Here is a 23,606-nt window from a genome sequence, read left to right as displayed (position 1 = left end):
GCGCTTATCCGAGCGAACGCCTCTCGAATTCCCCGGCCAGCACCCGCCACTGGAACAGCGGCGAGTCCTTCGGCGGTGAAAGCTCCGGGGTCCAGCCGGTGAGCTTTTCAAGCACATAGGTGTCCATCACGAGGCCGCGCCAGCGGCGCTCGACCTCGCCGAGCTGCTCGCGCTTGGCCGGGATGTTCTGCCACAGCGACGAACGATCTTCCGGCGCGCGCCCGACATAGACGCCGGCCTGTCCCCTGATCTTGTCCATGCCGGGGTCGCGAAAATCCTGGAAGCGGCCGCGCTCGTTGATCTCGATCACGGGCACGCGGCCCCTGAACAGCCAGCGCATCATGGCGTAGGTGCGGTAGTCCGTTGTCGCGATCCAGGTCGCGCCGGTCTCGTCGAGCGCGGCCTGCGCGCGCGCGGCGACCTGCTCGTAGCCGGCCTCGGCGCCGATCGGATCGATCTTGCCGAGGAAATTCCAGGGCGCGGCGACGTAATAGAGAAACACGATGACGACGAAGGCGATGCCCGAGACAATTGCGGTCCTGGCCCAGAACAGTGACGATTTGAGCATTCGGGCCGACCATCCCTCCTTCGTCATCGTTGCGAGGTTCACCGCGGTGGCCGCGAAGCCGACCGGCCACATGAACATCGGCCAGGTGTCGCCGACCCGGAGCGTCATCGACTTCGCAAGGAAATAGAGGAACGGGATCAGCACGGCGGTCGACAGCAGGATCGCGACCGGCTCGCGCGTGCGATAGCCGCGCCACGCCGTCAGCACCAGGCCGGTCAGGACCACCGGCAGCATGACGAAGCCGACCAGGCCGAATTGCAGGCCGATGTAATCGCCGATCGTCCGCAGCGAGATGCCGTAACTGGCGGTGGCGCGCACGCCCTGGAAACGGAACGAGGCCCAGTCGTGCTGCGCATTCCAGATCAGCACCGGCGAGAACGCGGCGATCGCAATCAGGACGGCGAGGTAAGGGTAAGGGCTCCGAAGCCAACGCCAGCGCCAGTCCGGCACCAGCAGAAAGGCGGCAACCGCCGGCGCGAACATGATCGCCGTGAATTTCGACAGCATAGAGAGGCCTGCGAACAGGCCCGCCGCGAGCCACCAGCGGCCGTCGCCGCCCTGTGCGAGCCGCACCAGCGACCACATCATCGCGACCGCAAACGGGATCATCGCGACATCGGGCGCGACCTTGGCCATCAGCAGGCCGTAATAGAGCGCGGCCTCCGGCATCAGCACCGCGAACATGACAGCGCGCGCATCATGGGTGAGGCGGCGGACGATGTCGGCGAGCAGCAGCTGAGTCATCAGCATTGCGACGATGCCGCCGAAGCGGACGCCGAGCGCGGTGTCGCCGAAGATCGCGGTACTGAGGCGGATCATCCAGGCGATGCCGGGGGGATGATCGAGAAAGCTGAGCGCCGTTTCCTTCGACCAGGTCCAGTAATAAGCTTCGTCCGTGCGCAGCTCGATGGCGGAGGCGTAGACGATGCGCAGCACGGTCATCGCGGCGATGATCGCTGCGGCCATCACGAGCGGCCGGCGCGCTGCGCCGCGGAGGGGCACGGAGATGTCAGGGGCTGTCGTCACGGCCGCGCTTTTCGCCAACCTGAGAGGGGGTGTCAATGCGGGGGGTAACACCGCAAAACGCCGCTGTCGTCCCGGGCAAGCGTAAGCGCAGACCTGGGACCCATGGCAACAGGACGGAGTTTGGCGATGGCTCGTAGCTACCAACCGGCCCTAAACCGCTCCCTGGGATTATGGGTCCCGGATCTGCACGCGCCTACGGGCGCGCTTGTCCGGGACGACGGCGGTGTGTGTGGCTCCTTGCCGCGCAAGTGATCCCGCAGCCTGTCCACATCAGGAATTAAACGCTACGCTGGCTGTTCTCCTTGGTGAACTGATACAAGCGAATCATGGCCACCGCTCCCGTACACATGCCCGAACTCGTCCGCGCTACCGGCGTCCGGCAGCTGCGGCTCATCTGCGGCGTCATCCTGTTCGCCTATGTGGTCAGCCATTTCCTCAACCATGCGCTCGGCAACATCTCGGTGGATGCCATGGAGGTCGGGGTCTACTATCATACCCTGTTCTGGCAGTTCCTCCCCGTCGCGATCGTGTTCTACGCGGCTGCGCTCACCCATATGGGCCTCGGCATCTACGCCCTGTATCAACGCCGGCAGTTCCGCTGGCGGACGGTCGAGCCGCTCCAGCTGGTGCTGGGCCTGAGCATCCCCGCGTTGGTCATGGGGCACGTGATCGGGGTGCGGCTCGGCTACACGCTGTACGATCATCAGAAGCTCTATCCGCAGGAGCTTTATCTGTTCTTCGTCGCAGCGCCGGGCCGGCTTTGGCAGATGACGATCCTGCTTCTCATTGCCTGGGTGCACGGCTGCATCGGCATCTTCTTCTGGCTTCGCCTGAAGCCGTTCTTCACGCGCGCGGCGCCCTATCTGCTCGCGGCCGCCGTGCTGATCCCGACGCTGTCGCTGCTCGGCATCTATCAGGGCGGCCGCAGCGTCGCCGTCGAGAGCGAAGATGGAGAATGGCGTACCCAGAACCTCACCCGCCGTCAGGTCGGCACGGTCGCTGAAGGCAATACGCTCGACCGCATCGCGGGCGGCCTCACCATCGGCTATTTCGGATTGCTCGCCTTGGCGCTGGTGGCACGCGGCGCGCGGGCCTTGCGCGAGCGGCGCGGCGGCATGATCGCGCTGTCCTACGGCAACGGCAAGACGGTGCGCGTGCCAAAAGGCCTCTCCGTGCTGGAAGCGAGCCTGCGCCACAACGTGCCGCATGCCAGCGTCTGCGGCGGCCGCGCTCGCTGCTCGACCTGCCGCATCCGCATCATCGGCGACCATGGCGCCCTGCCCGAGCCGTCGCAGCGCGAGGCCTTCGTGCTCACCCGCGTCGGCACCTCCGATCCCTCGATCAGGCTCGCCTGCCAGCTGCGGCCGACCGCCGACCTCTCCTTCTTCCAGCTCTTCACACCGCACACACTCTCCGCGAATACGCAGACTTCGACGCCCGCCAGCATCGGCCAGGAGCGCTATCTCGTCAGCCTGTTCGTGGACATGCGCGGCTCGACGCAGCTTGCCGAGAAGCGGCTGCCGTTCGACACGGTCTTCATCGTCAACCGCTTCCTCGGTGCGGTCTCGCAGGCCGTCATCGAGAATGGCGGGCAGCCGAACCAGTTCGTCGGCGATGGCATACTGGCGCTGTTCGGGCTGTCGGCGGACCCGCGAACCGCGTGCCGGCAGGCGCTGAAGGCCGCCGCCGGAATCGCCACCCATATCGACGAGCTCAACGAGCTCCTGAGCCACGATCTTCGCCAGCCGATCCGCTTCGGCATCGGCATCCACGGCGGCGAGGTCATCATTGGCGACATCGGTTATCGCGATCACATCGTCTTCACGGCGCTGGGCGATGCCGTCAACGTCGCCGCCCGCCTGCAGGACATGACCAAGACCCTGGCCTGCGAGGCGATCGTCTCGGAGGAAATCCTCCGCACCGCGGACCTCGCCGACGACGCCCTGCCGCAGCAGGAGGCCGCAATCCGCGGCCGCGACGAGCCGATGGCGGTGCGCGTCGTGGCGGATGCAAGGACGTTGGCGGCGCTGGTGGATCGAACCGAGCGCGTCGCGGCGTAAGGCAGCCACGGCGGCAGTGCGCTCCCTCTCCCGCAAGCCTTGCGGGAGAGGTGCACCGAGACTGCGGTTACAGCCCGGCTCAATTTCACCGCGGCGTAACACCGGCCTGCTGCAACGCAGCGGCATGGGCTTGCTGCGAAAGCACCAATTGACATCATCCAAATCGTTGCGACAGATGAACGCAGGATCGCGGTGATGACCGTGGTCCAACGAAAAGCTCCGGGAGGAGACCAGAATGTTCGACCGACGCGACCTGCTCAAAGGAGCGGGCCTTGCCGCCATTGCGGCTACACTGAACTCCACCAAGGCGCTGGCGCTCGACACCGTCACCCTGCCCTTCGCCAATGGCGAACGACCGCTGGTGAAATATCCGCAGAAGCGACCGATGATCGGCCTGACAAGCCGGCCGCCGCAGCTCGAGACGCCGTTTGCCGTGTTCAACGACGGCCCGATCACGCCGAACAACGCGTTCTTCGTGCGCTATCACCTCGCTGGCCTGCCTTACGATCTCGATCCGGACAAGTTCACGCTCGAGGTCAAGGGCAAGGTCGACAAGCCGCTGAAACTTTCGCTGAAGGACATCAGGAAGATGAAGGCGACGGAGATCGTCGCCGTCAACCAGTGCTCCGGCAACAGCCGCGGTTTCTTCGAGCCGCGCGTCGCAGGCGGCCAGCTCGCCAACGGCGCGATGGGCTGCGCGCGCTGGCGCGGCGTACCGCTGAAGGCCGTGCTGGAGATGGCCGGCGTTCAGAGTGGCGCCAAGCAGGTGACGTTCAACGGCATGGACGGACCGGTCAGCGACAAGACGCCCGATTTCGTCAAGGCGCTCGATCTCGATCACGCCACTGACGGCGAGGTGATGCTGGCCTATGGCATGAACGGCGAGGACCTGCCGTTCCTCAACGGCTTCCCGCTGCGCCTGATCGTACCCGGCTATTACGGCACCTACTGGGTTAAGCACCTCAACGAGATCACCGTCATCGACAACGTCTATGACGGCTTCTGGATGAAGTCGGCCTATCGCATTCCCGATACGCCGAACAACGCAGTCGAGCCGGGCACCGCGCCGAAGGCGACGATCCCGATCAACCGCTTCACCATCCGCTCCTTCATCACCAGCGTCCCCGATGGCGCCAAGCTGAAGGCGGGAACGACGACCCTGCGCGGCATCGCGTTCGACGGCGGCAAGGGCATCAAGGAAGTCCAGGTCTCCACCGACGGCGGCAAGACCTGGACCAACGCAAAGCTCGGCAAGAACCTTGGCAAATACGCCTTCCGCGAATGGAAGCTGCCGGTGAAGCTCGCGGCCGGCGGCCATGAGCTCAAGGTGCGCGCCACCGGCAATGGCGGCGAGACGCAGCCGGACACGCCGCGCTGGAACCCGGCGGGCTATCTGCGCAACGTCGTCGAAGCCGTCCGCGTGACGGTCGCCTGAAGGAGAATGATCATGCAGCGCACCGTTCTCCCCGCCGTCACGCTCGCCCTCGCCGCCATGATAGGTTCGGCGCTGGCCGCGCCGGTCAATTACAAGACTCCCGACGAGATCGCCGCCTTCAAGCCCGGTCCCAATCTCGAGGTCGTGCAGGGCAATTGCAGCGCATGCCACTCGTCCGACTACATCGCCACGCAGCCGCCGATGAAGGACAAGAAGGGCTTCTGGCAGGCCGAGGTAACCAAGATGATCAAGGTCTATGGTGCGCCGATCGACGATGCCGATGTCGGCAAGATCGTCGACTATCTGGCCGCGACGTATTGACGGATGCGGGGGGACGCGTGCGGGCCATTTGACCGCGAAACGGGCAAAACCGGCAAAAACGCCGCGAAGTTGAGCGGAATTCAGCGAAATGCCGATGTGGTTTGAGCTACCAAGCCTGCCACATTCCGCGTATCCTATAGGACCGAACCGGCCGGTTGGCGGGGACTGGCGGTTCGCGATCTCGGAGGAAGACCCGCGGAGAAGTCGTGATGGCTAAAGGTACGGTCAAGTGGTTCAACCCGACGAAGGGTTATGGATTTATCCAGCCTGCGTCGGGGGGCAAGGATGTGTTCGTGCATATCTCGGCAGTGCAGAAGGCCGGTCTGTCCACCCTCAACGAGGGACAGACGGTGGAATACGAAGAGATCGCAAACCGGGGCAAGACCTCCGCAGAAAACCTCAAAGTATAAGCCCGCCAGCTATTGCTGCCTCCCGGGCCAATCCGGGAACCGGGCCAAGAAAATTCAGTAGACGGCCAGTGCAGTCGACGACAGGCGTTGCGATTGCGCGGGGATAGTTATTTTTCCTTGGAAGACCGCTTGTTCACGCCACAGCAATGACAATCGCGACGGCATGTCGTCAGCCTACCGGCAACGGTGCGTCGCGCTTGATCTCCTCCATCACCGCATAGGTCCGCGTCTCGCGCACGCCCGGCATCGACAGCAGGGTCTCGCCGAGAAAGCGTCGATAGGCGGCCATGTCCGCAAGCCGCGCCTTCACAAGATAGTCGAAGCCGCCGGCAACCATGTGACACTCGAGCACCTCGGGCGCGAGCTTCACCGCACGCGCAAAGCGCTCGAAATTGTCGGGCGTGGTCTTGTCGAGCAGCACCTCGACGAACACCAACAGGCCGAGACCGAGCCGGTGCGGGTTGAGCCGCGCGCCATAGCCTTCGACAACACCCTCGCGCTGCAATCGCTTCAGCCGTTCGCCGATCGACGTGGGCGACAGCCCGATGCGCTCGGCGAGCTCGACATTGGCGATGCGCCCGTCCTGCTGCAGAATCGAGAGGATCTTCCGGTCGATGCGATCGAGTTCCATATTTTATTCGGCCATTCGCTTCATGAGCTTTATTTTCTAAGGCAGAACGACTAATTTGTCTATCGAACGACGGTCATGCGGGCCTTATCCTGGATCTAGCCACAGGACACGCCATGCCGAACATCCCGCCTCCCTTCACGGCCCCCTATGCACCTGACGATGCCGACATTGCCGCGCGTCTGTTGCCGGCGTCGCAGCTGTCCCCGCCGCAGGAGGCGCGGATCGACCGCACCGCGACGCGGCTGATCGAGGCGATCCGCAAGCGTGACGACCGCCTCGGCGGGGTCGAGGACATGCTGCGGGAGTTCGCGCTCTCGACCAAGGAAGGGCTCGCGCTGATGGTGCTGGCCGAGGCGCTGCTGCGCGTGCCGGATGCGCGCACCGCCGACCAGTTCATCGAGGACAAGCTCGGCGAGGGCGATTTCATCCATCACGAGACCAAATCGACGGCGTTCCTGGTCAACGCTTCGGCCTGGGCACTTGGCCTGTCGGCGCGGGTGATCCAGCCCGGAGAGACGCCCGACGGCACGATCGGCCGTCTCGTGAAGCGGCTCGGCGCGCCGGCGGTGCGCACCGCGACGCGCCAGGCGATGCGGCTGATGGGCAATCATTTCGTGCTGGGCGAGACCATCGAGCAGGCGCTGGAGCGGGGCGGGCCGCGCTCCAGCCAGAAGACGCGCTATTCCTTCGACATGCTCGGCGAAGGCGCGCGCACGGCGGCCGATGCGAAACGCTATTTCGACGCCTATGCCAGCGCGATCGAGACGATCGGCGAGGCCGCGGGTCGCCATCCCCTGCCCGACCGGCCCGGCATCTCAGTCAAGCTCTCGGCGCTGCATCCGCGCTTCGAGGCGATCAGCCGTGGCCGTGTGATGGCCGAGCTGGTGCCGCTGGTGCTGGACCTCGCACAGCGCGCCAAGGCTCACGATTTGAACTTCACCATCGATGCCGAAGAGGCCGACCGGCTGGAGCTGTCGCTCGACGTGATCGCGGCCACGTTGGCCGATGCCTCGCTAGCCGGATGGGACGGATTTGGCCTGGCGATCCAGGCCTATCAGAAGCGCGCCTGCGCGGTGATCGACTATGTCGATGCGCTTGCCCGTGCACATGACCGCAAGCTGATGGTGCGGCTGGTCAAGGGCGCCTATTGGGACACCGAGATCAAGCGCGCCCAGGAGCGTGGACTCGACGGCTATCCGGTGTTCACGCGCAAGGCGATGACGGATCTGAACTACGTCGCCTGCGCGACGAAGCTGCTGGCCCTGCGACCCCGCATCTTCCCGCAATTCGCCACCCACAACGCGCTGACGGTCGCGACCGTGCTGGAGCTTGCCGCTGATAGCGGCGGCTTCGAATTCCAGCGCCTGCATGGCATGGGCGAAGCGCTGTACGAGCAGCTGGCGAAAGACCACCGGGACATCGCCTATCGCACCTACGCGCCGGTCGGCAGCCATCGCGACCTGCTCGCCTATCTGGTGCGGCGGCTCCTGGAGAACGGCGCGAACTCGTCCTTCGTGGCGCAGGCCGCCGACTATCGCGTGCCGGTGTCGGCGCTGTTGCAGCGTCCGGCGGATGCCATCGCCCGGCCGCAGGCTGCGGCCCATTCAAAAATCCCATTGCCCTGCGATCTCTTCGCGCCGGAGCGGCGCAATTCGCGCGGCATCGAATTCGGCGAACGTGCCGTGCTCGACCGGTTGCTGACCGACGTCAAGGCCGAGGCGGCCGGCCTCAAGCCGGTCGCCGATGCGTCGCCGGATCAGGCCAATGCGGCGGTCGCCGCGGCGCGCGCCGGCTTTGCCGCCTGGACCCGAACACCGGCCGGTACGCGCGCGGCCGCGCTGGAACAAGCCGCGCATCTGCTGGAGAGCCGCGGCTCTCACTTCATCGCGCTGTTGCAGCGCGAGGGCGGCAAGACGCTTGACGACGCGCTGTCGGAGCTGCGCGAGGCCGCCGACTTCTGCCGCTACTATGCCGCGCAGGGCCGCAAGCTGTTCGGGGTCGAGGCTGTCATGCCGGGCCCGACCGGCGAGAGCAATGCCCTCGCCATGCGCGGCCGAGGCGTGTTCGTCGCGATCTCGCCCTGGAATTTTCCGCTGGCGATCTTCCTGGGACAGGTCACGGCAGCGCTGATGGCCGGCAACAGCGTGGTTGCAAAGCCCGCCGAGCAGACGCCGCGCATCGCAAGCGAGGCCGTTGCCCTGCTGCACGAGGCAGGCATCCCCAAGAGCGCGCTGCACCTCGTCACCGGCGATGGCCGCATCGGGTCCGTGCTGACCGCGCATGCGGATATCGCGGGTGTCGTCTTCACCGGCTCGACCGAGGTGGCCCGCAGCATCAACCGGACTCTCGCCGCCAAGGACGGGCCGATCGTGCCGCTGATCGCGGAAACCGGCGGCATCAACGCGATGATCGCGGATGCCACCGCGCTGCCCGAGCAGGTCGCCGACGACGTCGTGACCTCGGCCTTCCGTTCAGCCGGCCAACGCTGCTCGGCGCTACGGCTGCTGTTCGTGCAGGAGGACGTCGCCGACCGCATGATCGAGATGATCGCGGGCGCCGCGCGCGAGTTGAAGATCGGCGATCCCTCCGACGTCGCGACCCATGTCGGGCCGGTGATCGACGGGGAGGCCAAGCAACGCCTCGATGCGCACATCGCGCGGATGAAGCGCGAGGCGCTGCTGCACTTTGCGGGCACGGCGCCGGACGGCTGCTTCGTCGCGCCGCATATCTTCGAGCTCGGGGACGCAGGTCAGCTCACCGAAGAGGTCTTTGGCCCGTTTCTCCATGTCGTACGCTATCGCGCCGAGAACCTCGAACGCGTCCTGCAAGCGATCGAGCGCACCGGCTACGGGCTCACCCTCGGCGTCCATTCCCGCATCGACGACACCATCGAGGCGATCATCGACCGCACCCAGGTCGGCAACATCTACGTCAACCGCAACATGATCGGCGCCGTGGTCGGCGTGCAGCCCTTCGGCGGCAACGGCCTGTCCGGAACCGGCCCGAAGGCCGGCGGCCCGCACTATCTGCCGCGCTTTGCCACCGAGCAGACGGTGACCATCAACACCGCAGCAGCCGGCGGCAATGCTGCCCTGCTTGCGGGGGAGGAGTGAGGCCCTGCACCTGGCGCCGTTGCATCCAGCCGAAACATCGGTCTAATGCTCGACGATGCGCCCGCGCCAATTCCAGCGCGCGGGAAACGACAAGAGCGAGGGAGCAACGCCGCGATGGACAAGGGCATTTTTGCTGGGCTGAAGGTTCTGGACTGCGCGAGCTTCATCGCAGCGCCCGCGGCCGCGACCGTACTGTCCGATTTCGGCGCCGACGTCATCAAGATCGAGCCGCCGGGCGCTGGGGACCCCTACCGCAATCTGCCGAACCTGCCGGGCTATCCGACCGGCGAGCACAATTTCGCCTGGCTGCTGGAAGCCCGCAACAAGAAGAGCATCGCCCTCGACCTCGCAAAGCCGGAGGCGCAAGCCGTGCTGTACAAGCTGGTGGCGGAGGCCGACGTTTTCATCACCAACATGCCGCCGCCGGTGCGCGCCAAGCTCGGCATCACCTACGACCATCTCGCCCATCTCAACGACCGGCTGATCTATGCGTCCTTCACCGGCTATGGCGAGAAGGGTGAGGAGGCCAACAAGCCCGGTTTCGACAGCAACGCCTATTGGGCCCGTTCCGGCCTGATGGACCTCGTCCGCGCCGACACCGACACCACGCCGGCCCGCTCGGTCGCCGGCATGGGCGACCATCCCTGCGCCATGGCGTTCTACGGCGCCATCGTCACTGCGCTCTATCAGCGCGAGAAGACCGGCAAGGGCTCGCACGTCGCCTCCAATTTGATGGCGAACGGGGTGTGGGCGGCGAGCGTGCTGGCGCAGGCAAAGCTCTGCGGCGCCAAGTTCGGCGAGCGACGGCCACGCGAGCGCGCGCTGAACGCGGTCGCCAACCACTATCAATGCAAGGATGGCCGCTGGCTGATCCTGTCGCTGCTCAACGAGGAGAAGCAGTTTCCGACGCTGGCCCGCTGCCTCGGACGCGAGGATTTGATCAATGATCCCCGCTTCGCCACGAAAGCCGACCGTCACGCCCGCTCGGTTGAGCTGATCAAGATTCTGGACGACACTTTCGCGACCAGGGATCTCGCCGAATGGCGGGAGATCCTCGACGGCAACGGCCTCGTGTTCGGCGTCGTTGCCATTCTGGACGACATCCCGAACGACAAGCAGATGCTCGACAACGAAGTGCTGGTGCCGTTCGAGAACGACACCATGCTTACCATCAACAGCCCGATCTGGATTGACGGCGTCAAGAAGGTGCAGCCGCGCAAGCCGCCCGCCGTCGGCGAGCACAGTGACGAAATTTTACGTGGCGCGGGATACGACGAGGCGGCGATCAAGCAGCTGCGGTCGAACGGGGCGGTGGGATAGGCCGGCGCGCCGGCGTTACTTCCGCGCGATCAAGCTGCCCACCAGTTCCAACAGCTCTGCCTTCGCCTCACGGCGGAAGCCGGCTCTGGGCGTGGCGAGTTGGCGAAAGAGCAAGCCAATCAGCACCGAGACGAACAACTCGGCGTGGCGGCGTGGGTTTCGTGACTTCGCAGCTTTCAGTGCAAGCTCCGCACTCTGCCGCCACGTGTCAAACCACTCGGCGACCACGGGCCGATAGTGCTCTTGCCTCGCGGCGGCCAGGAAGGCCTCATAGCAGGCGATATGCGTCTCGGCTTCTGTGCTGAGCTCGCGGACGTAGAAATCGACCAGCGCGTCGATCCAGGCCTCCACCTCGAACGCCTTGTCCTGAAGGCTGAGAGCCAACGCACGCAGCCTGCCGACTTCGCGCGCCAGAGCGAACTGCAGGGCCGCCTCAACCAGCGCATCACGGGTTCCGAAATGATGCGTGACCGCACCGAGCGAAACCCTGGCCTCGGCCGCCACCGCCCGGTGGGTCACGCCGTCAAGTCCATGTCGCCCGATGATGCGCAGCGTTGCCTGCATCAGGGGCCGCTCGCGCTCGCCCGACTCTGTTTTTGAATCCCTGCTCATCCGGCCCAGCATCCAGCTCTTGACCCGCGACAGAACAAATGTTCTGTTATGCGGATCATATGTAATATGATTGTCCAGGCCCCCGAAGGCAAGGAGCGTTCAATGTCCAGCTACCGCCTCCACTATTTCCCCGAGTCAGGCAACAGCTACAAGCTCGCGCTGATGCTGACGATGTGCGGCGAGCGGTTCGAACCGGTCTGGACCGATTTTGCCGGCGGCATCACACGCACGGTGGAGTGGCGCAAAGCCGTGAACGAAATGGGCGAGATTCCCGTGCTCGAGATCGACGGCGTGAAGATGACGCAGACCGCGCCACTCCTGCTGCAGCTTGCGGAGCGGCATGGCCGCTTCGGCGCCGAGAGCGCCGACGAAAAGTTCGAGCTCTTGCGCTGGCTGTTCTGGGACAACCACAAGCTCACCGGTTACATGGCGACCTACCGCTTCATGCGCGCCTTCACCGAGAAAAACGATCCGCAGGTGCTGAAACATTTCCGCCGGCGGCTCGACGACTTCCTCGGCATCCTCGACGGACACCTCCAGCACAACGACTTCGCGATCGGGGCGAAGCCGACGGTCGCCGACATCTCGATGATGGCCTATCTGCACTATCCGAGCGACGAGCACGGCTTCGATTTCGCGGCGAGCCATCCCGCCATCCACGCCTGGCTCGGCCGCATGGCCGCACTGCCCGGCTGGAAGCCGGCCTATGAGCTGCTGCCAGGCAAGCGGATGACGAACTACGCGAAGCGAGAGAGCGAGCGCTGAAGCCTCAGTGCCGTCGTGGCCGGGTTCCACTCGCCTATGTCCCGGCCATCCACGATCTTGAGCATGGGTACGAGAACGTGGATGCCCGGGACAAGCCCGGGGCATGACGAAAGAAAGCGGAGGCTATCGCAGCGCCAGCCAGCCCAGCGTGAACAGGATCCCGCCGATCATGACGGCCGCCGCGATCGCCCAGGTGCTGACGCGGACGCTGCCGGTGACCTGCTTGGCTTCCTCATTGTGAGCGATCTCGCGATTGCGCTCCTTGTTGGCTTCGCTCGTATTCGTCATGGGTCATCCAAATCGCTTGTTGGTTTAACGCGTCTTGATGAAGCACATGCCGATGCGGCGCGAGGCCGCGGCAGCCTGACAGGTGAGACCGTTAGCACAGCTCCATGACGTAAAACTCTTGTCCGGCGTTCCCGATCCCGCATCCTGCAGGGAACAATGCGCGCCCCAGCCGTCCTGATATTCGGTGCCGGCGAGTTCCCTACCTCCGCGGGTCTGCGGCCGGCTGGCAAATCCGCGTGAGAAATCAGGCCGTTTGCCGGAGGCGAACGCGGCCAGAATGTCGCGGCGGCGGAGCTGGTCGCCGAAAAAATGCGGTGAGGCCGGCACGATGGCGGAATTGGACAGCCTGTCCGCGAGCCAGTCGACGCCAGGGAAATGGAAGCCGCCGATGCCGCGGGTCTGGTGGCAGCCGGCGCAGGTGACGTCGTTGAGACGGCGCTGGAAGCCTGCGACCGAGCGGACGTTCTGCATGTCGACACCGCGTGCCGCCGCCTGTTTCAGCGCACCGATCACGTCGCCATCGGTGAAGACCGGATCGCCGCCACCCTCACCTTGCATCATGCCGAACTCGGGCTGCAGCGCCGAGGCATCGAGGCCGGCTGGGGTCGGCACCACCGCGGCCCTGGCCAGGAATTTCTCCGGGATCAGCACGGTGCCGCGATCGAACTCACGCAGATGATCAGGCGCGAGCAGCCAGGCCTTGAAGTCGCGCAGGAGCGCATCGTCGGCGAGGATCCTGTCGCGGTCGATCTGGTTTTCCAGCGTCGATTCCTCGAAGGTCTTCGTGGCAGCGTCGTACTTGAACACCTTGAGCAGATAGTCGGAGCGGAAATCGTGCAACGCCGATTTCGGCGCGACCGAGACCTGGATGTTGGTCTCGATGCGGTCGAGCATGGCGTCGTGGGGCGGGAAGCGACTGCCGATCAACCGTTGCCAGTCGCCATTGTCCAGCCAGCGCCGCGCGATTTCGGCGCAGGTGACCGGCTTGCCGTTCGCATCCGTCTGACGCGGATCGCGCGCCTTCATCACCAGATTGAAAGTCATTGGCAGGCGCGTTGCGGTCTTGCCGCCCTCCGGCCCGCCGTCGAAACGCGCAAGACGGTAGATCAGCCGGATCTCGCCGCAGGACTCTTCCGACACATAGGCGCGGTCCATGCGGTTGACGATCCCGGCCAGCACGAACCGCGTGTCGCGGGACTTCAGATTGGCCCGATCGAACAACTGGACGTCGAAGCCTTCGCCGACGCCGATGGTCTCGGTCGGATATGTCGCCCTGTACCGAACGATGTAGCGATCGAATTCAGCATCGATCGCCCGCGGAATCTCCTTCAGCTGCGACAGCGACGCGAACATCAGGTCGGTCGTGAGCGGGACGTCCGCGTTCCGCTCCGGCGAGAGCAGACGCGAGATCGTCAGCGTATTGTTCTGGTCGAGCTTGCGCAGGAGATCGGGATCGGTGATCGCCGTGCCGCGCGTCAGCGCAGTATTCTCCGCTGCGAATGGCGAAACGACGCCGCCCAACAATACGGCGACAGCAAAGAGAATTCGCAAGGCGCGGCTCATGCCTCAGGTAACACCGCGCAGAGACGCCTATTCAAGTAAAAAGGCGCCTCACATGGTGGTGAAGCGCCCTTTCGAAAGTCGATATCGAACGCTCAGCGCGACACGATCAGGCCCTTGCTGGTGACGACCACCCAGCGGCCGTCCTGGCGGCGGATCGCATCGACGCGGCCAACGCCGGGGATGGGATCGCCGGGATAGACCTCGTAGAGCCCGTCGCGGCCCTCGATCAGCGCACCGCCATTGCCGGCATTGCGCAGCCTCCAGCCCTCGATTGTCGGCAGACGGCCGACGACGGTCTTGGGGGCGGCGGGAGCCGGTGCGGCTGCGGCGGTCGCAACCTGGGCCGGCGCGATCGAACCGGTGGTCTCCCTGGCGGGAGCTGCTGCAGCCTGGGCGGCCGCTGCGGGCGGCGTGGCGCGAAGCTTGTCGACGGTCTCGGACAGCTTGGCGATCTTGGCCAGCGGCTCGGCCTGGGCCTTCTCAAGCTTGTCGAGGCGGTCATTGGTCCGGTTGAACTGGCTGACGCCGGTTTTCGAACCCTGCTCGATATTGGCCTTCAGTGCGACAAGGTCGGCATCGATCCGCGCGACCGAAGCATCCAGCGCGCTGGTGTCGGCGACCTGCACCGGCGTCTGGGCCGGGGCGGCGAAACGCATCATGCCGGCGGTCGCAAGCGCGCCGCTGATCGCGCCGACGCAAGCGGCGATCGCCACCACCGCGGCCATCGCCGACAAGCGGCGCTTGCCGCCGGGCTGGCGCGGCTCGTCCGCCTTCACATGGGGAGCGAAGTCCTCGCGGTCCCAGGACCGGTCCGAGGGCGCCATGACGATGAGCTTGCCCGGCTTTGGCTCGGGCTTGGATTCGTCCTTGGGCTCGGCTTTCGCTTCGAATTTCGGCACGTCGATCCGCGGGGGCTCGACCTTGGGAGCATCCGCCTTGACCGGATCCGGCTTGGGCGGCGCCTCGTGATCGGGGGCGATCGAGGGGGCGTCGATCCCGGCCGCGGCCTCGACGGCCTGCGACGCTGCGTCAGCAGCACCGGAATCCTGGGCAGCCTGCTCGGGCATTGGTTCGCTCACGGCTCAAATACTCCAGTCTGGATTGACCTTTTGGTAACTTTCATTGCTTGCGAAATCCTTACCTTCGGACCCGCTTACCGAAACTTTAGGAATTGATCCGGGGCCGAATTTGGCCGGGAAGATGGAACCGGCGTGGCGGGTGTGAAACAGTTTGTAACCGGGGGAAGATGAACGGCGGCGCAACGGCCGGACCATCTCTCGCTTCGAGGCTCGCCGCGCTCGAACCTCAGGGTAACCGCGATGGATAGAATGCCCGCTGCCTCCACATCGTCAGTGACGGAGGGGCGGCACATGCAGCGCCGCATCACAGTCCGTCACATCACCACCGGCTCGTCCGGCAGTTCGTTCGAATGCGGCCCCAGCGGCGGGAAATGACGCGCCAGTTCGCGCGACACCGCCTCGATGCCGCCAATCACGCCGCGCTCGAACCGGCCCGATCTGAACTCGGACTCCATCGCATGGCAGATCGTCTCCCACCCCTCGGCGCCGACCTTCGAATCGATGCCGCGATCGGCGACGATTTCGACGTCGCGGTCGGCGAGCAGGAGATAGATCAGGACGCCGTTGTTGTGCGCGGTGTCCCAGATGCGCAAGTGCGAGAACACGTCGAGCGCGCGCTCGCGCGCCGGCTGGTTGCGGAACAGCGGCACGCCGTCAAGCGCGCCTTCGACGACGAAGCGGACCTGACCGGAATGGGTCGCCTCGCCGCGCTTGATGGCGTGCTCGATGCGGTCGAGCACGGCTTGCGGGAAGATCTGCTTCACCCGCCAATGATGCTGCACGAGATGTCTGGCAATGCGCTTGATGCTCATGATCGCTACCAGTTCCCCGAGGCGCCGCCGCCGCCGAAACTACCCCCGCCGCCGCTGAAGCTGCCGCTGTCGCTGGAAGACGATCCGCTGCTCCAGCCGCCCGAGCCGCCCGACCACGAGCTGCCGCGCGACGACCTCGTGCCCGGCCCCATCGCCGAAAAAAGATCGGCGATGAACCCGATGATGAAGCCGAGCACGCCGACGGCCGCGGCGATCGCGGCGGAGCCGAGGATGAGCCAGGTCACCGCCGCGATGATGCCCCCGGTCACCAAGGATCCGAGCAACCGTCCCAGGATCGCGCGGAAGAACCCGCCGACGCCTATCGAGGCAAACAGCGCCACGGCAAACACCGGCATGAGGTCGTCCAGATTGTGGGCGAAGTTTGCGCTGCGCGACGGTGACGGCAGCGGCTCGCCATCGATCACCCGCATCATGCGGTCGACGCCTGCGCCGATGCCCGCGGCGAAGTCGCCGCTCCTGAACTTGGGGGTGATATCCTCGTCGATGATCCGCCGCGAGGTCACGTCGGTCAGCGCGCCTTCGAGGCCATAGCCGACCTCGATGCGCAAGTGCCGGTCGTTCTTGGCGACGACGAGGATCGCGCCGTCGTCGACCTTCTTGCGGCCGATCTTCCAGGCCTCAGCGACCCGGATCGAGAATTGCTCGATCGTCTCCGGCTGCGTGGTCGGCACGATCAGGACCGCGATCTGACTGCCCTTGCGGTTCTCGAAGTCACGCAGCTTTTGCGACAGCGCGGCGATGTCGGCGCTGGAGAGCGTGCCGGTCCGATCGACGACGCGGCCGGTAAGCTCGGGTATGTCGACGTCGGCGAAGGCGGGAATGACGATGACGAACAGCAGTGTGACGGCGAGGACGAACGACGAGAAGACCCGCCACACCCTCGCTGTCATCGCCCGGCTTGACCGGGCGATCCAGTATTCCAGAGACGCCGGCGAGATACTGAGAGGCCGCGGCGTACTGGATTCCCCGCTTTCGCGGGGAATGACGGCGGTGATCGGGGCTTGTCGCATTCGCAAAACGGCGCGCGCTTACTTCGATGGCGCCGGGGCGGGGTTGAAGTCCACCTTCGGCGCGGTCGAGATCGCCTTCTCGTTCTCGACCGAGAAGTTCGGCTTCTCCTTGTAGCCGAACGCCATCGCGGTGAGGTTGCTCGGGAAGGAGCGTATGGTGACGTTATACTCCTGCACCGACTTGATGTAGCGGTTGCGCGCCACCGTGATCCGGTTCTCGGTGCCCTCCAACTGCGACATCAGATCCTTGAACAGCGCGTCGGACTTCAGCTGCGGATAGTTCTCGGTGACGACCAGCAGCCGCGACAGCGCGCTGGAGAGTTCGCCCTGGGCCGCCTGGAACTTCTGGAACGCGGCGGGATCGTTCAGCACCTCGGGCGTCGCCTGGATGCTGCCGACCTTGGCCCTGGCGTTGGTGACGCCGAGCAGCACGTCCTTTTCCTGCTGGGCAAAACCCTTCACCGAGTTGACGAGGTTGGGCACGAGATCGGCGCGGCGCTGATACTGGTTCACGACCTCGGACCAGGCAGACTTGATCTGCTCGTCCTCACTCTGGATCGCGTTGTAGCCGCAATTGGTCAGGCTCAGCGAGGCCAGCGCCGCCAGCACGGTCAGGATCTTGCGCATCAAATTTCTCCCGGTGAAATCTGACGCAAACTACCAGATCGGGCACACGAGACGCCAGCTTCCCAACGTCATTCCGGGGCGATGCGCAGCATCGAACCCGGAATCTCGAGATTCCGGGTTCGCTTCGCGCCCCGGAATGGCGGCGACAAACAGTTGCGCACGGCAGCTCCAGCCGGCTGACGCAAGCCTCTTGCCTATCGCAGGCCGACATAGTCAACTCCGGCAAAACAAAAGCGGAAACGCCGGAGGAAACGCCATGTCCTCGTTCGAGACCATCCTCGTGGAGAGGCCGGATCCGGCGATCACCCGGGTCGTGATGAACCGGCCCGAGGCGCGCAATGCGCAGAACCTGCAAATGACCTACGACCTCAATGCCGCTTTCGACGCGGCGGTGCAGGACGATGCGGTCAAGGTAATCATCCTCGCCGGCAATGGGCCGCACTTCTCGTCCGGCCATGACCTGCGCCCCGGCGCCAGGAATGCCGCAGGCGTCGATTTTCCACCGATCGGACATTGGGGCGGTTTCGCCGAAGCCGGCGCCCATGGCCGCTTCGCCCGCGAGCAGGAAATATATCTCCAGATCACGCGGCGCTGGCGCAACCTCGCCAAGCCGACCATTGCCGAGGTGCATGGCAGGTGCATCGCCGGCGGGCTGATGCTGGCCTGGGCCTGCGACCTCATCGTCGCCAGTGACGATGCGCAGTTCTGCGACCCCGTCGTCACCATGGGCGTCTGCGGCGTCGAATGGTTCGTGCATCCCTGGGAACTCGGCCCGCGCAAAGCCAAGGAGTTCCTGTTCACCGCCGACAGCTGGAGCGCGCAGGAGGCGCACCAGCTCGGCATGGTCAATCAGGTCGTGCCGCGCGCGGACTTGTCATTGCGCGTGCTCGAGCTGGCGCGCCGGATCGCGGCAAAGCCGTCCTTCGCGCTGAAGCTGACCAAGGAAGCGGTGAACCGTTCGGTCGACGTGATGGGCCAGCCGGCCGCGATCGACCAGGCTTTTGCGCTGCACCAGCTCTGCCACGCCCATAATCTCCAGGAGTTCGGCATGATCGTCGATCCCTCCGGACTGCATCCCTCCGTGCGCAAGCCGCCGGCGGCCGCGGAGTAAACACGATGGACCTCAACCTCAGTGACGAGCAAAGATTGCTGCGCGAAAGCGCGGAACGCTTCGTGGCGGAGAGTTACAATGCCGATCACCGCCGCAAGATGGCGAACGATCCGCTCGGCTTCAGCCCTTTGGTGTGGAAACAATTCGCCGAGCTCGGCTGGCTGGCGTTGCCGCTTCCCGAAGAGTTCGGCGGGCTCGGCGGCGGCGCGGTCGAGATCGGCATTTTGATGGAAGCCTTCGGCCGCGGGCTGGTGTCGGAGCCCTATGTCGCAACCACGGTGCTAGGCGCCGCGCTGATCGCCAGATGCGGCACCACGGAGCAGAAGCAGGCGAGCCTGCCCAAGGTGGCGGACGGATCACTGAAGCTTGCCTTTGCGCATTCCGAGCGCGCGGCCCGGTTCGATCTCGCCAAGGTCACGACCAGTGCCAACAAGACGTCGGAAGGCTGGCGCCTCGCCGGCAGCAAGATCGCCGTGCTCGACGGACATGCCGCCGACCAGATCATCGTCTCCGCGCATATCCACGATCATCGAGGGCCGTCGGGGCGGATCGGCCTGTTCCTCGTGCAGGCGACGACGCCGGGCCTCGTCATCAGCGACTATCCACGTCTTGGCGGCGGACGTGCCTGCAACATCGAGCTGTTCGACGTGCATCTGCCGGAAGACGTCCTGCTCGGCGACGGCAGCGATGCTCTGCCGGCGATCGAATGGGCCGTCGACCGCGCCATGGCAGCACTAGGTGCGGAAGCCGTCGGCATCATGCAGACGCTGCTGGACACCACGCTGGAATATACCAAGATCCGCAAGCAATTTGGCCGGCCGCTCTCCGCCAACCAGGTGATCCGCCACCGCCTCGCCGACATGGCGATGCAGGTCGACGAGGCCCGCTCGATGGCGCTGCGGGCCGCGTTGAAGGTGGATGCTGCGCCGATCGAGCGTGCCCGGGCGGCGTCGGGCGCGAAAGCAAAAATCGGCAGATGCGCGCGCTTCGTCGGCGAGCAGTCGATCCAGCTCCATGGCGGCATGGGCGTCACCGAGGAGCTCGAGGTCGGCGCCTATTTCAAGCGGCTCGTCGCCTTCGACACGCTGTTCGGCGGCAGCGCGCATCATTATGGCCGCCACGCCCAGCTGAGCCGCAGGGCCGTCTCGGCCTGACACAAGGAGCGCATTATGGACCTCTCGTTCAATGCCGAGGAGCGTGCCTTCCAGGACGAGGTGCGCGGCTTCATTGCGAAGAACCTCACCGACGAGATAAAGCGCGCGACCGCGCTGACGCCGTCGGTGTTCTCGGACCCCGACATCGGCATCGCCTGGCAGCGCGCGTTGCACCGCCAGGGCTGGGGCGCGCCTGGCTGGCCGGTCGAACATGGCGGGCCGGACTGGACGCCGGCACAGCGCTGGATTTTCGAGACCGAATGCGCACGCGCCGGCGTGCCCAATGTAAACGTGATGGGCGTGAAGATGGTCGGTCCCGTCATCATCGGCTTCGGCTCACCGGAGCAGAAGAACTTCTACCTGCCGCGGATTCTCTCCGGCGAGGACTATTGGTGCCAGGGCTATTCCGAGCCGGGCTCCGGCTCCGATCTCTCCTCGCTGAAGACCCGCGCCGTGCGCGACGGCGACGACTACATCATCAACGGCACCAAGATCTGGACCACGCATGCTCACCACGCCAACCGCATGTTCGCGCTGGTGCGTACCGGCGACGGCCCGCGGCAGCAGGACGGCATCAGCTTCATCCTGATCGACATGAAGACGCCGGGCATCACCACAAGGCCGATCCTCACCATCGGCGGCGATCACGAGGTCAACCAGGTGTTCTTCGACGATGTGCGCGTGCCGGTCGCCAACCGCGTCGGCGAGGAGGGCAAGGGCTGGACCTATGGCAAATATCTGCTCGAATTCGAGCGCGGCTCGGGGATTGCCTCGGCCAAGCTGCGCGAGGGGCTGAAGGCCATCGCGGATCTTGCCGAGTCCGATCTCACGGGACGCGCGATCGACAGCCCCGATATCGCGACGCGCATCTCCGAGGTCGAGGTCGACATCGACGCGCTTGAAATGACCGAGCTGCGCGTGCTCTCGGCACTGCAAACCGGGCAAAATCCCGGCGCGGTGTCGTCGATCCTGAAGCTGCGCAATAGCGAGATCCGCCAAGCCGTGACGCGGCTGGGCGCCGACGTGATCGGCCACGACGCCCTCGCCGTGGAGCCGATGCGCCCGCTGTACAAGCTCAACCACGAGCCGGCGACGCCCGAGGAGATGCTGACGGTGATCCCGGAATATCTCAACGGCCGCGCCTACACGATCTTCGGCGGCACGTCGGAGATCCAGCGCGACATCATCGCAAAGATGATGCTGGGGATTTAGCTGGGCTGGCGCTCCACCCTCCGCCGTCGTCCCGGACAAGCGCAACGAAGCGGAGCGCAGATCCGGGACGACAGCGGAGATTGGAACAACGAGGAGAGTTAACCCGCCGCCTTCGCGTCCCGGATCGCCTTCCAGATCTTCTGCGGGGTCAGCGGCGTGTTGAGCTGGGTGATGCCGAGCTCGGCGAGCGCGTCCATCACGCCGTTGGTGACGCAGGGTGGGCCGCCGATGGCGCCGGATTCGCCGCAGCCCTTGGCGCCGAGCGGGTTGGTGCGGCAGGGCGCGGAGCCGTCCAGCGTCACCTCGATCGGCGGAACGTCGTCGGCGCGCGGGATGCAGTAGTCCTGGTAGCTCGCGGTGAGGAGCTGGCCGTCGGCATCGTAGGAGACGCCTTCGTACAGCGCCTGGCCGATGCCCTGCGCCACGCCGCCATGGATCTGCCCCGTCACCAGCATCGGGTTCACGGCAACGCCGACATCGTCGACCGTGGTGTAGCGCACCACCTTGGACACACCGGTCTCGGGGTCGATCTCGACCTCGCAGATATGCGTGCCGTTCGGCCAGCTCGGACCATCGACCTCACCCTCGGAATCGACGCTGAGCTTGGCGCCGCTCTCCTTCTCGGCAAGATCGAACAGGCTGATGCGGCGGTCGGTGCCGACCACGGTGAGCATGCCGCCCTGGTACTCGATGTCCTCGACCGAGGTCTCCAGCACGTTGGCCGCCTTCTCGCGCGCCTTCTGGATCAGGTCATTCGAAGAGACCGCGACCGCCGTGCCGCCGACGAACAGCGAGCGCGAGCCGACGCTGCCAAAGCCCATGGCGAGATCGGTGTCGCCCTGGACCACGTCGATCTTGTCCATGGGGATGCCGAGCGTGTCGGAGATCATCTGGGTGTAGGTGGTCTGCAGCCCCTGCCCCATCGCCATGGTGCCGGAATGCAGCACGACGCGCCCTTGCGAGGTCGCGTGCAGGCTGACCTTCTCGGTGTGCGCGCGACCGCCGGTCCACTCGATGTAAGAGGTCAGCCCGCGGCCGTAGAGCAGGCCCTTCTTCTTCGCCGCCTTCTTGCGCGCGGCAAATCCGTCCCAGTCGGCAAGCTTCACGGCGCGATCGAGCATGTGGGCGAAGGCGCCGGAGTCGTAGACCTGGCCCGCCGCATTGGTGTAGGGCAGCTGCGCCGGCTTGATGTAGTTGGCCTTCCGGATCGCACGCGGATCCATGCCGATCTTCCGCGCGGCAGCATCGAACAGACGCTCGACGATGAAGACCGCCTCGGGGCGGCCCGCGCCGCGATAGGCGCCGACCGGGGCGGTGTGGGTCATCACCGACTTCACCTCGAAATGCACCAGCGGCAGATCGTAGACGCCGGTCTGCACGAAGGGCCCGAGCACCAGCGGGATGATGTTCGCCGCACCCGAGGAATAGGCGCCGGTGCAGCCGATCGACTTGACCCGATAGGCCAGCACCTTGCCGTTCTCGTCCAGTGCGAAGGCCGCCGTCGAGGTGAGGTCGCGGCCGTGGGTGCCGCCGACGAACTCGTCGGTGCGGTCGCCGCGCCAGCGGATCTTCCTGTTCAGCTTGGTCGCGGCATAGGCGACGATGCCGTCCTCGGGGTAGAGGTTGGTCTTCTGGCCAAAGCCGCCGCCGATGTCGCCGACCAGCACGCGCACGCTGTCCTTCGGACGCTTCAGCACGGCTTCCGCCAGCACGTCGCGGGTCGAGGCCGGGGTCTGCGACTGCACGTGCAGCAGGAGACGGCCTGTTTTCTTGTCGATCTCGGCAATGGTCGAGCGCGGCTCCATCGCGGAGGGCACGAGGCGCTGGCTGACGAGATCGAGTTCAACGGTGTGCGCGGCCTTGGCAAAAGCTTCGTCCACCTTGGCCGCATCGCCATAGCTCATCGCGCCGACGATGTTGTCAGGCGCCTCCGGCCACACCACGGGCGCGCCGGGCTTCACGGCTTCGACGGGATCGACCACCGCGGGCTGAACGTCGTACTCGACGACGATCGCTTCGGCCGCGCTCTGCGCCTCCGCGCGCGATGAAGCCACCACTGCAGCCACGGCCTCGCCGGCATAGCGCACGACCTCGTGGGCGAGCAGGCGGCGCGGCGGCACCGTCATCGGCTTGCCATCGGGGCGCTTGAAGATGTTGAGCGTCGGGATGCTGCCGATGTCGTCCTTGACGAGATCGGCGCCGGTGTAGATTGCGGTGACGCCGGGCATCGACGCCGCCGCGCCGGTGTCGATCGAGACGATCTTCGCGCGGGCGTGCGGTGAGCGCAGCACGTGCAACCACAGCGCGCCGTCTTCCGGCTTATCGTCGATGAACTGTCCCTTCCCGGTGAGCAGCCGCTGGTCTTCCAAACGCTTGACGGGTTGTCCCGCTCCGAAACGCAAATTGCCGGGAAGAATGTTCATTCCGTTGTGTCCTCGAAATCCGGAAAACGACCGCGGCGGTTTTAA

The 23,606-nt window shown here is 65.5% G+C and carries 20 protein-coding genes; 10 read left to right on the top strand and 10 right to left on the bottom strand.

The window, feature by feature from the left end; all coding sequences use genetic code 11:
* Positions 1 to 4: 4 nt before the first annotated feature.
* Positions 5 to 1,534 carry a glycosyltransferase family 39 protein gene (locus tag ACSHT2_RS26175; RefSeq protein WP_440642932.1) on the bottom strand — a complete coding sequence of 510 codons (1,530 nt, stop codon included), beginning with the start codon at positions 1,532 to 1,534 and terminating at the stop codon, positions 5 to 7.
* Positions 1,535 to 1,920: 386 nt separating this feature from the next.
* Here ACSHT2_RS26175 and ACSHT2_RS26170 point away from each other — a divergent pair, with 386 nt between their 5' ends.
* The 4 genes from ACSHT2_RS26170 (at position 1,921) to ACSHT2_RS26155 (ending at position 5,820) form a co-directional block, all read left to right on the top strand.
* Positions 1,921 to 3,654, top strand: coding sequence for an adenylate/guanylate cyclase domain-containing protein (locus ACSHT2_RS26170; RefSeq protein WP_440637436.1), 1,734 nt, complete (start codon positions 1,921 to 1,923; stop codon positions 3,652 to 3,654).
* Between the two features lie 235 nt (positions 3,655 to 3,889).
* Positions 3,890 to 5,089, top strand: a complete 1,200-nt coding sequence (gene sorA / locus ACSHT2_RS26165; RefSeq protein WP_440637434.1) for a SorA family sulfite dehydrogenase catalytic subunit — start codon at positions 3,890 to 3,892, stop codon at positions 5,087 to 5,089.
* Between the two features lie 12 nt (positions 5,090 to 5,101).
* Complete coding sequence (gene sorB / locus ACSHT2_RS26160) at positions 5,102 to 5,410, top strand: SorB family sulfite dehydrogenase c-type cytochrome subunit (protein WP_440637432.1); 309 nt, start codon at positions 5,102 to 5,104, stop codon at positions 5,408 to 5,410.
* 209 nt (positions 5,411 to 5,619) lie between these two features.
* Entirely contained in the window at positions 5,620 to 5,820 is a 201-nt protein-coding gene (locus tag ACSHT2_RS26155; RefSeq protein WP_008563500.1) for a cold-shock protein, read from the top strand.
* Between the two features lie 169 nt (positions 5,821 to 5,989).
* On the opposite strand, the gene ACSHT2_RS26150 is transcribed toward ACSHT2_RS26155, so the two are convergent.
* Positions 5,990 to 6,451: an Lrp/AsnC ligand binding domain-containing protein gene (locus ACSHT2_RS26150; protein ID WP_440637430.1), complete on the bottom strand. Its 462-nt coding sequence runs from the start codon at positions 6,449 to 6,451 to the stop codon at positions 5,990 to 5,992.
* A 113-nt stretch (positions 6,452 to 6,564) separates the two neighbouring features.
* Between ACSHT2_RS26150 and putA the strand changes: the two genes are divergently transcribed.
* Both putA and ACSHT2_RS26140 read left to right on the top strand, forming a co-directional pair.
* A complete protein-coding gene (gene putA / locus ACSHT2_RS26145) occupies positions 6,565 to 9,564 on the top strand; it encodes a bifunctional proline dehydrogenase/L-glutamate gamma-semialdehyde dehydrogenase PutA (protein WP_440637429.1) in 3,000 nt (999 codons plus the stop codon).
* 114 nt (positions 9,565 to 9,678) lie between these two features.
* Entirely contained in the window at positions 9,679 to 10,884 is a 1,206-nt protein-coding gene (locus ACSHT2_RS26140; RefSeq protein ID WP_440637427.1) for a CaiB/BaiF CoA transferase family protein, read from the top strand.
* 15 nt (positions 10,885 to 10,899) lie between these two features.
* Here the strand turns inward: ACSHT2_RS26140 and ACSHT2_RS26135 are convergent, their stop codons facing one another.
* The gene (locus ACSHT2_RS26135; RefSeq protein ID WP_440637426.1) at positions 10,900 to 11,508 is read right to left on the bottom strand and encodes a TetR/AcrR family transcriptional regulator; all 609 of its coding nucleotides are present in this window, start codon (positions 11,506 to 11,508) and stop codon (positions 10,900 to 10,902) included.
* A gap of 90 nt (positions 11,509 to 11,598) precedes the next feature.
* Between ACSHT2_RS26135 and ACSHT2_RS26130 the strand changes: the two genes are divergently transcribed.
* On the top strand, positions 11,599 to 12,261 hold the full coding sequence (locus tag ACSHT2_RS26130) for a glutathione S-transferase family protein (protein ID WP_440637424.1): 663 nt from the start codon (positions 11,599 to 11,601) through the stop codon (positions 12,259 to 12,261).
* A gap of 123 nt (positions 12,262 to 12,384) precedes the next feature.
* Here ACSHT2_RS26130 and ACSHT2_RS26125 read toward each other — a convergent pair whose 3' ends face one another.
* The 6 genes from ACSHT2_RS26125 to ACSHT2_RS26100 all read right to left on the bottom strand — a co-directional run bounded on the left by ACSHT2_RS26125 (position 12,385) and on the right by ACSHT2_RS26100 (position 17,661).
* Complete coding sequence (locus ACSHT2_RS26125; RefSeq protein ID WP_440637423.1) at positions 12,385 to 12,549, bottom strand: hypothetical protein; 165 nt, start codon at positions 12,547 to 12,549, stop codon at positions 12,385 to 12,387.
* Between the two features lie 24 nt (positions 12,550 to 12,573).
* Complete coding sequence (locus ACSHT2_RS26120) at positions 12,574 to 14,112, bottom strand: hypothetical protein (RefSeq protein WP_440637421.1); 1,539 nt, start codon at positions 14,110 to 14,112, stop codon at positions 12,574 to 12,576.
* 92 nt (positions 14,113 to 14,204) lie between these two features.
* The gene (locus ACSHT2_RS26115; RefSeq protein ID WP_440642931.1) at positions 14,205 to 15,179 is read right to left on the bottom strand and encodes a hypothetical protein; all 975 of its coding nucleotides are present in this window, start codon (positions 15,177 to 15,179) and stop codon (positions 14,205 to 14,207) included.
* Positions 15,180 to 15,505: 326 nt separating this feature from the next.
* Entirely contained in the window at positions 15,506 to 16,003 is a 498-nt protein-coding gene (locus ACSHT2_RS26110) for a TPM domain-containing protein (RefSeq protein ID WP_440637420.1), read from the bottom strand.
* 5 nt (positions 16,004 to 16,008) lie between these two features.
* Positions 16,009 to 16,914: a TPM domain-containing protein gene (locus ACSHT2_RS26105; protein WP_440637419.1), complete on the bottom strand. Its 906-nt coding sequence runs from the start codon at positions 16,912 to 16,914 to the stop codon at positions 16,009 to 16,011.
* A 138-nt stretch (positions 16,915 to 17,052) separates the two neighbouring features.
* Positions 17,053 to 17,661 carry a LemA family protein gene (locus ACSHT2_RS26100; protein WP_271527738.1) on the bottom strand — a complete coding sequence of 203 codons (609 nt, stop codon included), beginning with the start codon at positions 17,659 to 17,661 and terminating at the stop codon, positions 17,053 to 17,055.
* A 256-nt stretch (positions 17,662 to 17,917) separates the two neighbouring features.
* Here ACSHT2_RS26100 and ACSHT2_RS26095 point away from each other — a divergent pair, with 256 nt between their 5' ends.
* The 3 genes from ACSHT2_RS26095 to ACSHT2_RS26085 are packed head-to-tail and all read left to right on the top strand — an operon-like array spanning position 17,918 to position 21,138.
* Positions 17,918 to 18,772 carry an enoyl-CoA hydratase gene (locus ACSHT2_RS26095; RefSeq protein ID WP_440637417.1) on the top strand — a complete coding sequence of 285 codons (855 nt, stop codon included), beginning with the start codon at positions 17,918 to 17,920 and terminating at the stop codon, positions 18,770 to 18,772.
* 5 nt (positions 18,773 to 18,777) lie between these two features.
* Entirely contained in the window at positions 18,778 to 19,926 is a 1,149-nt protein-coding gene (locus ACSHT2_RS26090) for an acyl-CoA dehydrogenase family protein (protein ID WP_440637415.1), read from the top strand.
* A gap of 15 nt (positions 19,927 to 19,941) precedes the next feature.
* Positions 19,942 to 21,138 (top strand): acyl-CoA dehydrogenase family protein, encoded by a 1,197-nt coding sequence (locus ACSHT2_RS26085; protein WP_440637414.1) that lies wholly within the window; start codon positions 19,942 to 19,944, stop codon positions 21,136 to 21,138.
* A 98-nt stretch (positions 21,139 to 21,236) separates the two neighbouring features.
* On the opposite strand, the gene ACSHT2_RS26080 is transcribed toward ACSHT2_RS26085, so the two are convergent.
* Positions 21,237 to 23,561, bottom strand: coding sequence for a xanthine dehydrogenase family protein molybdopterin-binding subunit (locus ACSHT2_RS26080; protein WP_440637412.1), 2,325 nt, complete (start codon positions 23,559 to 23,561; stop codon positions 21,237 to 21,239).
* Between the last annotated feature and the right edge of the window lie 45 nt (positions 23,562 to 23,606).

It is taken from the genome of Bradyrhizobium sp. PUT101, assembly GCF_052043945.1.
Lineage (GTDB): Bacteria > Pseudomonadota > Alphaproteobacteria > Rhizobiales > Xanthobacteraceae > Bradyrhizobium.
The sequence above is the reverse complement of the archived record's forward strand: the minus strand, read 5'-3'. Positions and strand labels throughout refer to the sequence as shown.

Excerpts from the sequence above, each read along its gene's own strand:
- ACSHT2_RS26115 (WP_440642931.1), bottom strand. The coding sequence starts at position 15,179 with ATGCCCGAGCAGGCTGCCCAGGATTCCGGTGCTGCTGACGCAGCGTCG.
- ACSHT2_RS26140 (WP_440637427.1), top strand. The coding sequence starts at position 9,679 with ATGGACAAGGGCATTTTTGCTGGGCTGAAGGTTCTGGACTGCGCGAGC.
- ACSHT2_RS26170 (WP_440637436.1), top strand. The coding sequence starts at position 1,921 with ATGGCCACCGCTCCCGTACACATGCCCGAACTCGTCCGCGCTACCGGC.
- ACSHT2_RS26100 (WP_271527738.1), bottom strand. The coding sequence starts at position 17,661 with ATGCGCAAGATCCTGACCGTGCTGGCGGCGCTGGCCTCGCTGAGCCTG.
- ACSHT2_RS26095 (WP_440637417.1), top strand. The coding sequence starts at position 17,918 with ATGTCCTCGTTCGAGACCATCCTCGTGGAGAGGCCGGATCCGGCGATC.
- ACSHT2_RS26175 (WP_440642932.1), bottom strand. The coding sequence starts at position 1,534 with ATGGCCGCAGCGATCATCGCCGCGATGACCGTGCTGCGCATCGTCTAC.
- ACSHT2_RS26090 (WP_440637415.1), top strand. The coding sequence starts at position 18,778 with ATGGACCTCAACCTCAGTGACGAGCAAAGATTGCTGCGCGAAAGCGCG.
- ACSHT2_RS26135 (WP_440637426.1), bottom strand. The coding sequence starts at position 11,508 with ATGCTGGGCCGGATGAGCAGGGATTCAAAAACAGAGTCGGGCGAGCGC.
- ACSHT2_RS26130 (WP_440637424.1), top strand. The coding sequence starts at position 11,599 with ATGTCCAGCTACCGCCTCCACTATTTCCCCGAGTCAGGCAACAGCTAC.
- ACSHT2_RS26105 (WP_440637419.1), bottom strand. The coding sequence starts at position 16,914 with ATGACAGCGAGGGTGTGGCGGGTCTTCTCGTCGTTCGTCCTCGCCGTC.
- ACSHT2_RS26110 (WP_440637420.1), bottom strand. The coding sequence starts at position 16,003 with ATGAGCATCAAGCGCATTGCCAGACATCTCGTGCAGCATCATTGGCGG.
- putA (WP_440637429.1), top strand. The coding sequence starts at position 6,565 with ATGCCGAACATCCCGCCTCCCTTCACGGCCCCCTATGCACCTGACGAT.
- ACSHT2_RS26125 (WP_440637423.1), bottom strand. The coding sequence starts at position 12,549 with ATGACGAATACGAGCGAAGCCAACAAGGAGCGCAATCGCGAGATCGCT.
- ACSHT2_RS26080 (WP_440637412.1), bottom strand. The coding sequence starts at position 23,561 with ATGAACATTCTTCCCGGCAATTTGCGTTTCGGAGCGGGACAACCCGTC.
- ACSHT2_RS26085 (WP_440637414.1), top strand. The coding sequence starts at position 19,942 with ATGGACCTCTCGTTCAATGCCGAGGAGCGTGCCTTCCAGGACGAGGTG.
- ACSHT2_RS26150 (WP_440637430.1), bottom strand. The coding sequence starts at position 6,451 with ATGGAACTCGATCGCATCGACCGGAAGATCCTCTCGATTCTGCAGCAG.
- ACSHT2_RS26155 (WP_008563500.1), top strand. The coding sequence starts at position 5,620 with ATGGCTAAAGGTACGGTCAAGTGGTTCAACCCGACGAAGGGTTATGGA.
- sorA (WP_440637434.1), top strand. The coding sequence starts at position 3,890 with ATGTTCGACCGACGCGACCTGCTCAAAGGAGCGGGCCTTGCCGCCATT.
- ACSHT2_RS26120 (WP_440637421.1), bottom strand. The coding sequence starts at position 14,112 with ATGAGCCGCGCCTTGCGAATTCTCTTTGCTGTCGCCGTATTGTTGGGC.
- sorB (WP_440637432.1), top strand. The coding sequence starts at position 5,102 with ATGCAGCGCACCGTTCTCCCCGCCGTCACGCTCGCCCTCGCCGCCATG.